The organism is Rhizobium sp. UBA1881 (genome assembly GCF_002338015.1).
Classification (GTDB): Bacteria; Pseudomonadota; Alphaproteobacteria; order Rhizobiales; family Rhizobiaceae; genus Rhizobium.
The window spans coordinates 24,877-32,029 of record NZ_DDHH01000199.1; the positions used below are offsets into that span (position 1 = coordinate 24,877).

The 7,153-nt window shown below is 60.3% G+C and carries 6 protein-coding genes and 1 pseudogene; 6 read left to right on the forward strand and 1 reads right to left on the reverse strand.

From position 1 onward, the window contains the following. Positions 1-166: 166 nt before the first annotated feature. Complete coding sequence (locus tag B3605_RS24840; RefSeq protein WP_112944907.1) at positions 167-766, forward strand: hypothetical protein; 600 nt, start codon at positions 167-169, stop codon at positions 764-766. Positions 767-909: 143 nt separating this feature from the next. Here B3605_RS24840 and B3605_RS24845 read toward each other — a convergent pair whose 3' ends face one another. Next, positions 910-1,368: a hypothetical protein gene (locus tag B3605_RS24845; protein WP_112944908.1), complete on the reverse strand. Its 459-nt coding sequence runs from the start codon at positions 1,366-1,368 to the stop codon at positions 910-912. A gap of 555 nt (positions 1,369-1,923) precedes the next feature. Here B3605_RS24845 and B3605_RS24850 point away from each other — a divergent pair. The 5 genes and pseudogenes from B3605_RS24850 to B3605_RS24870 form a co-directional block, all read left to right on the forward strand. Beyond that, entirely contained in the window at positions 1,924-2,067 is a 144-nt protein-coding gene (locus B3605_RS24850) for a DUF1127 domain-containing protein (RefSeq protein ID WP_018899661.1), read from the forward strand. Between the two features lie 177 nt (positions 2,068-2,244). After that, positions 2,245-2,832, forward strand: coding sequence for an IMPACT family protein (locus B3605_RS24855; protein WP_162725200.1), 588 nt, complete (start codon positions 2,245-2,247; stop codon positions 2,830-2,832). 221 nt (positions 2,833-3,053) lie between these two features. Continuing rightward, positions 3,054-4,073, forward strand: coding sequence for a phosphogluconate dehydrogenase (NAD(+)-dependent, decarboxylating) (gnd, locus tag B3605_RS24860; RefSeq protein WP_112944910.1), 1,020 nt, complete (start codon positions 3,054-3,056; stop codon positions 4,071-4,073). A gap of 107 nt (positions 4,074-4,180) precedes the next feature. Next, the gene (locus B3605_RS24865; protein WP_112944911.1) at positions 4,181-6,376 is read left to right on the forward strand and encodes a mechanosensitive ion channel family protein; all 2,196 of its coding nucleotides are present in this window, start codon (positions 4,181-4,183) and stop codon (positions 6,374-6,376) included. 247 nt (positions 6,377-6,623) lie between these two features. After that, positions 6,624-7,153, forward strand: a pseudogene (locus tag B3605_RS24870) (hypothetical protein); the annotation flags it as partial.

Genomic DNA, 7,153 nt, shown 5'->3' on the forward strand with positions numbered 1-7,153 from the left:
CCCTCAAAGTGAAAAGTCAAAGTCTCTGGCATTGCGTTCAAATCTCCGGCGGAAGTCTGTTGCGGCGCTGTGAATTGTCATTATAGGTTGCATTTGGCGCGTTGCCATTCAACTGGCTTTTGCCTCAATGCACATCTTTGAGGTTAAGCAAACTCGAACGAGAAAAATGAACGAAATTAGTGTAGGGGCGGTCGGTGCCGCGGTAATCGCTGGTCTTGTTTCACTACTGGGTTTAGTGATTGGGAAAGAGCAGAAGGTTTCAGAGTTTCGACAGGCATGGATTGATGAGTTGCGGAAGTGTTTCGTGGCTTATCTTGTCAATATAAACGCGATCTCCGATGCTCTTCGTCTCAAGTCGGCCGGGAAGCTACCCGATGAGAGTGTGCTCATTCCGATCTATAAATCGCTAAATGAGGCGAGTCATGGGATCGCGTTGCGTATTAATGCAGCAGAGTCTCCCGCAAAAGCTGTGACTAAAGCGATGACAGATTTTGAGGGCTTGGCGGCAAACAATGCGAGCCTGACACCGGAAAAGATAAGAGACGTCGAAAAGCAATTTGTTGATGCTGCAAAGGAACTGCTGAAATTCGAATGGAATCGCGTGAAGCGAGGAGAGCGGGTTTTCGTGTGGACCAAAAGGATTGTCGGCATGATGATATTCACAATGCTCTGCATATTGGCTTACGCTTTGGCATCAAGTGATGAAGGCCACAATCTTCAGAAAATAGATCCGCCTAGCTTCCATTTGCTTGAGGGCATAGCTTGAGGACGGCTTGGCCTTGCTGCAAAAATGCCTAGGTTCGCCATCGATCAGCGATTTGCGCTGCCCGCGTTTAATGCCCCCGGATCGCACTCTTCCTTCTCATTGTCAGCGATCGTATCGCGCTTCGAGCGCCCTGGTGTCAGGCGCTATTCGGCGCCGTTTTCCTTCATGCAGGTCGTCAGCGCGGCAAATGCCTCCTCCGTGCCCGTCAGCGGCAGGATGACGTCGATGCCGTTGGCGGTGACGGTCAGTTCCTTGCCCGAGGTCAAGGCTGTGACGGCCGCAGCATCGTTCGGGACGTCGATCGTCACTGTCTTGTCGCTGTCGGCGGTCGACGAGAAATCCGCGGCGGCGGCGCCATCCACCGACCATGTCCCGTTGACGCGCTCACCCTTGGTAATCGCGAAGGCGTCGGCATTGGCAAACAGCGCCAGCTTGTCGCCGACGGCGAGGTAGCCGATGCCGGTGTGGTTGTTCTGGGCAAGGCAGCCGATGAACGTGTCGCCATCCGTCATCGGGGTGACGCCGAAATCGGCGGCGCGGGTGGCTGCGACCGAGAGCAGTGTAGAGGTTACGAGCGTGGCCGCGGCGAGGATATGCTTCATGTGACGTCCTTGTTGCGTGGGCGCCGGCACAGCCACCTGATGTCGCGCATTTGATCACGCCGGCGCGTTTCTACTGCCGTATGCCGGGTTTGCTGGCAATGGGGTGGTGGGCTGTCGGCGGCGAAAAACAGGCTCCTCGTGAGCCTTTCACAGGCCGTCCGGTACTGTGTCGCAGGCTTGCCAACAATGCATGCGCTGAGCGCACGGGATGCGTTTCGGGTTTTTCTCACGCAGAAATCGCTGATTTTCCGAAGCATGAAGCCAATATCCGTCGATTAAAACGGTTAAAACACTTTAACGATTGTGGTCGAGCCGAATGCCATTCCGCGAATTCGGGCGAAATGGTCGCAAAATGGCGTTTTCCTAAAACGTTTACGGCTTTTCTGAGGGCAAAAATATTAAGCAGCACTGTTTAAGCCATGCGTCGAATGCATAGGTGTTCTGATGCTTTAGCGCTGTTCGTTGTCGGCCTTCATGCATATATTCGCATCAACAGAGAGACACGGGCAGCAAGCACGCTGCCAAGCGCTGAAAGCCCTAGGAAAGGGGATCATCATGAACGTAGCACGCTCCTTCAATAACTGGCGCAAGTATCGTCAGACCGTCAGCGAACTCGGCCGCATGTCCAACCGTGCGCTGAACGACCTCGGTATCGACCGCTCCGAGATCCAGCGCGTTGCTCGCGACGCTACTCGCTAACAAGCGATCGCTGCTCTTTATGAGCAGATAGATTTCAAACGCCCGTTGCTTCCAGCTGCGGGCGTTTTGCTTTTGTGGCCTTTGATTTGCGAGTGGGGCTGGGATTTGCGAGCGGGGCTGGGGCTTCAAGCCGGTTTTGCTTGCGAAGCGCGCGGTGCTGGCGATATGGCAATGGCCATGTTTTCACTCACCCGCATCGAGACCCTGGAGCAGATCGTCAAGAAGAGCCGGTTTCTGGCTGTCGCGGCGCCGATCGGCTCCGAAGAGGATGCCCGGGCGTTTCTGGCCGCGCATGGCGATCCAGCCGCCAATCACAATTGCTGGGCGTGGCGGATCGGGCAGAACTATCGCTTCAACGATGACGGCGAGCCGAGTGGGACTGCCGGCAAGCCGATCCTGCAGGCGATCGACGGGCAGTCGCTCGACCGGGTGGCGGTCGTGGTTACCCGCTGGTTCGGCGGCGTGCTGCTTGGAACCGGCGGCCTGATCCGCGCCTATGGCGGGACCGCTGCCGCGTGTCTGAGGGCCGCGGCGACGGTCGAGCTGGTCGCGACCATCGAGGCCGAGATCGCGGTGAATTTCTCGGATCTGGCTCTGGTGAAGGCGCGGCTTGCGGGCTCTGCCGGCGTGCGCGTGGTGGCCGAGGTGTTCGTGGATGCGGGTGCGCTGCTGACGCTTTCGGTGCCGGAAGCCGTGTTCTCCGAGACCGCGCGGATGCTCAGCGATGCCACCAGCGGGCGCGTAATTCTTGCGGTGCAGCAATGAGCCGCAGCCTTAATGCCGGTTTGCGGTTGACATTCGAAATATTTTTTTAGTTTCCAGATTCGGCGAAACGCCTTGCGGGCTCGCGGTTCTCGCGTTCATCCGCGTCCGAAGCGGTAGCGTTCCCGCTATTGTGACGGAGACTTCGCTTGCGTGCTGCAGTGCGAGTGATAGGTATTCGCGCATAATATCGATTAGATTCTCAATTCTCAGGAGATTATGAGATGCAGCTTGGCATGGTTGGCTTGGGCCGTATGGGCAGCTTCATGGTCCAGCGCTTGATGCGTGATGGCCATGAATGCGTGGTCTATGATGCGAAGACGGAAAGCGTGAACGATCTGGTCAGCAAGGGCGCCATCGGCAGCGCCTCGCTGGAAGAGTTCGTCTCGAAGCTTTCGCGCCCGCGCGCCGTGTGGCTGATGCTGCCGGCGGCCATCACCGACAAGGTGATCGCGCAGATCACGCCGCTGCTCGACAGCGACGATATCATCATCGACGGTGGCAACTCCTATTACCACGACGACATTCGCCGTGGCGGCGAGCTGATCACCAAGGGCCTGCACTATGTCGACGTCGGCACCAGCGGCGGCGTGTTCGGTCTCGAGCGGGGCTATTGCCTGATGATCGGCGGCGAAAAGGCCGTGGTTGAATCGCTGTCACCGATCTTCAAGTCGCTGGCACCCGGCGTCGGCGATGTCGTTCCTTCGGCGCACCGCCCCGACCAGGCCGGCAGCACGGCCGAGCAGGGCTATCTGCATTGCGGCCCGCACGGCGCCGGCCACTTCGTCAAGATGGTGCACAACGGCATCGAATACGGCCTGATGGCGGCTTACGCCGAAGGCTTCAACATCCTGAAGCGCGCCAATATCGGCGCCGATAATCATGAAGTCGATGCCGAGACGGCGCCGATCGCGCATCCCGAGCATTACCAGTACGACTTCAACCTGCAGGATGTCGCCGAAGTGTGGCGTCGTGGCAGCGTCATCACCTCCTGGCTGCTCGACCTGACCTCGGATGCGCTGCATGCCGATCCGGCGCTCGGCGCCTATGCCGGCCGCGTTTCGGACTCCGGCGAAGGCCGCTGGACGATCATGGCTGCGATCGACGAAAGCGTTCCGACGCCGGTTCTGAGTGCTGCGCTCTACAGCCGCTTCTCCTCGCGCGACAACGACGAATTCGCCAACAAGGTGCTCTCGGCGATGCGCGCCGGCTTCGGCGGCCACGTCGAAAAGCCGAAGGCGTAAACCATTCAGCAATAATGGTTATCCAAGCCCGCGCAGCCACAAGCTGCGCGGGCTTTTCTTTCCCGCGCTTCAATATAAGCTACGCTATATATATTGGAGGGGCTGGTATGGGTCTGGGGTTTGGTGCGCGCGTCATGAAGCGGCTTCTGCCGCTCCTTGCATTTGGCATGATCGTTTCGAGTGCAGCGGCGCAAACGCCCGCGGCAACACCCAGCCCGACACCGGCAGCGCCGCCGCCCGCCGAGGTGCGGCAGATGCTGCAGCTCATGGAGACGCCCGCCGTCAAGCAATGGATGGCGACGCAGGCGCAGACGCAAAGCCCGACGGCCCAGACACCGACAGGACAGGCCCCGGCGGCAGCGCAGCCGGCGAGCACCCCGGCACAACCGGCAGTACCCGGCGGCGAGATGTCCGGCGAGCAGATGTCGGTTCTCTCCGATTTCCTCGGCCATGCGCGCCGTCACTTCGATCTTGTCTCCGGCGCTGCGATGACGCTGCCCGATGAAGTCGAGAATGCATCGGAGATTGTCGAACGCGAGGTGCAGCCGAGTGGCTGGGCATTCGTGACCATCGAGCTGCTGGCACTGTTCCTGGCCGGAGTGGTGGCGGAACTCCTGTTCCGGATGATCGTGCCGCGCCCGCGTGTCAAACTCGAAGATGGCGCGGTCGTCACGGTCGCGCATCATGCGGCGAACAATCTGAGCTACCGTATTGTGCCGGCGCTGGTGTTCTGCGTCGCGACGCTCGTTCCGCTCGTGCTCTTCAACTGGCCGCCGATCACGCAATCGCTGGCGATCGCGGTCGCCATCGCGCTGATCGTCTCGCGCGTCACCATCTCGGTCGGCCGTCTCATCGTGGCGCTGGTGACGCTGCCGCATGTCGGCGGCGAACGGGACGTCTCGCGTGCCACCGCGATGTTCTGGTTCAAGCGCAGCTGCATCTTCATCATCTATTTCGTGTTTGGCTGGGTGCTGATCCAGCTGATGGCGCCGCTGGGTTTCTCTCCCGGGTCGCGCTATCTCGTGGCCTACGCGCTCGGGCTCGGGCTGCTTGCCATCGCGACCGAAGCGGTCTGGTCGCGCCCGGCAGAGGAGGGGCAGAAGAGCACGACGGCCTCCTGGATGCTGACCATCTATTTCGCAGCGCTCTGGCTGCTGTGGGTGGCGGGCTTCAATCTCATCCTGTGGATCGGCATCTATCTCGTGGCGTTGCCGCGCGTTCTGCGCGTCTCGACGCTTGCCGTGCGGGCGCTGCACAAGGCGGAAGCTGGCTTCCTCGCCAAGAAGCGGATTGCGGCGGTGCTGCTCGATCGCGGTGTGCGCGCCGTCATCATCACCATCGCGGCTCTCTGGCTTGGCCGCATTCTCGGCTTCGCGGCCGATAGGATGGCGGCGGGCGAGACGATGATCGACCGGATCGTACGCGGTTCCGTCGGCGGCATCGTCATCCTGCTTGCGGCCGATCTGCTCTGGCACCTGGCGCGCGCCTATATCAATGGAAGGCTGGAGGACTCGCCTCTGGAGGGCTCGATCAACGATGACGAGAAGGCAAGGCGGGCGCGGCTGCAGACGCTGCTGCCGATCTTCCGCAATGTCCTCGCCGTCGTCATCGCGGTCATCGCCGTGCTGATGGTGCTCTCCGGCCTCGGCGTCGAGATCGGGCCGCTGATCGCCGGCGCCGGTGTTGTCGGCGTCGCGGTCGGCTTCGGGGCGCAGACCATCGTCAAGGATGTGATCAGCGGCATGTTCTATCTCTGGGACGATGCCTTCCGGGTTGGCGAGTATATCGAGAGCGGCAGCCACAAGGGTGTGGTCGAGGCCTTCAGCCTGCGCTCCGTGAGATTGCGCCACCATCGCGGGCCGCTGACGACGGTGCCGTTCGGCGAGCTCGGGGCGGTCAAGAACCTCAACCGTGACTGGACGATCGACAAGATCACCCTCAACGTCACCTACGACACCGACCTCGTCTTGGCGAAGAAGGTGATCAAGCAGATCGGCCAGAAGCTGCTCGAAAACCCCGATTACGCGCCTCATATCATCGAGACGATGAAGATGAAGGGCGTTGAGCAGTTCGGCGAGTTCGCGATCGTCATCCGTCTGGCGATGATGACGAAACCCGGCGAGCAGTTCGTCATCCGCCGCAACGCGCTGGCGATGATCCGCACGGCCTTCAAGGAGAACGGCATCGAGTTCGCCGTGCCGACGTTGCAGGTATCGAGCGAAACGCATGATGCGGACGCCAATGCGGCTGCTGCGCGCTATGCGGCGCAGAAGAGCGGTCAGGGCGCCGAGCCGGCCGCCTAAGTGGTATGCCGGCATCCACGGATGCCGGTATCAACCACCGAGGGCTTTAACCTTACGAAAATACAATATTCAAACCCCTGTCCTCGCGCCAAAAATGCCCCAATTGGGGATGAAGCAGGCGTCGTTAAGCGGCATTGGGGTAGTGTTGGCATGTATTCGCGGGCATCCGTCCAAGAACTTACATGCAGGTTATGTTAGATGTCCAAGACATGATTCCCGCTAATATGTAGGTTTACGACGGTTCGTAATGTCGAAGCACGCCAATTTGGAAGAGATTGAAGTCATAGAAGAATCCGCCATCTCGCGGTTTTTCAGCCGGTATCGGACGCATCTGACGGCGCTCGCCACGCTGGCCGTGTTCTGCATGGTCGGTTTCGCGATCGAGCAGCTGACGACCGAGGTGCGCTATGACGACGTGGTGCAGGCGCTGGCCGACACCAAGATCAGCTCGATCGTGCTGGCGCTGTTCTTCACGGCGTTGAGTTTTCTCGCGCTGGTGTTCTACGACGTCAACGCCATCGACTACGTCGGCAAGAAGCTGCCGTTCCCGCAGGTCGCGCTGACCGCGTTTGCCGCCTATGCCGTCGGCAACACGGCAGGTTTCGGCGCGCTGAGCGGTGGCGCGATCCGCTACCGCGCCTATTCGAGGCTCGGATTGACGCCCGAGGATATCGGCCGCGTCATCGCTTTCGTCACCATCGCATTCGGGCTGGGGCTGGCTGGCGTCGGCTCCATCGCGCTTCTCGCCATCGCAGACGAGATCGCGCCGCTGATCGA

Bases quoted from the DNA above. Each gene is read 5' to 3' on its own strand.
- B3605_RS24855 (WP_162725200.1), top strand. From the start codon at position 2,245: ATGTTTTCACTCACCCGCATCGAGACCCTGGAGCAGATCGTCAAGAAG.
- B3605_RS24845 (WP_112944908.1), bottom strand. From the start codon at position 1,368: ATGAAGCATATCCTCGCCGCGGCCACGCTCGTAACCTCTACACTGCTC.
- B3605_RS24850 (WP_018899661.1), top strand. From the start codon at position 1,924: ATGAACGTAGCACGCTCCTTCAATAACTGGCGCAAGTATCGTCAGACC.
- B3605_RS24840 (WP_112944907.1), top strand. From the start codon at position 167: ATGAACGAAATTAGTGTAGGGGCGGTCGGTGCCGCGGTAATCGCTGGT.
- gnd (WP_112944910.1), top strand. From the start codon at position 3,054: ATGCAGCTTGGCATGGTTGGCTTGGGCCGTATGGGCAGCTTCATGGTC.
- B3605_RS24865 (WP_112944911.1), top strand. From the start codon at position 4,181: ATGGGTCTGGGGTTTGGTGCGCGCGTCATGAAGCGGCTTCTGCCGCTC.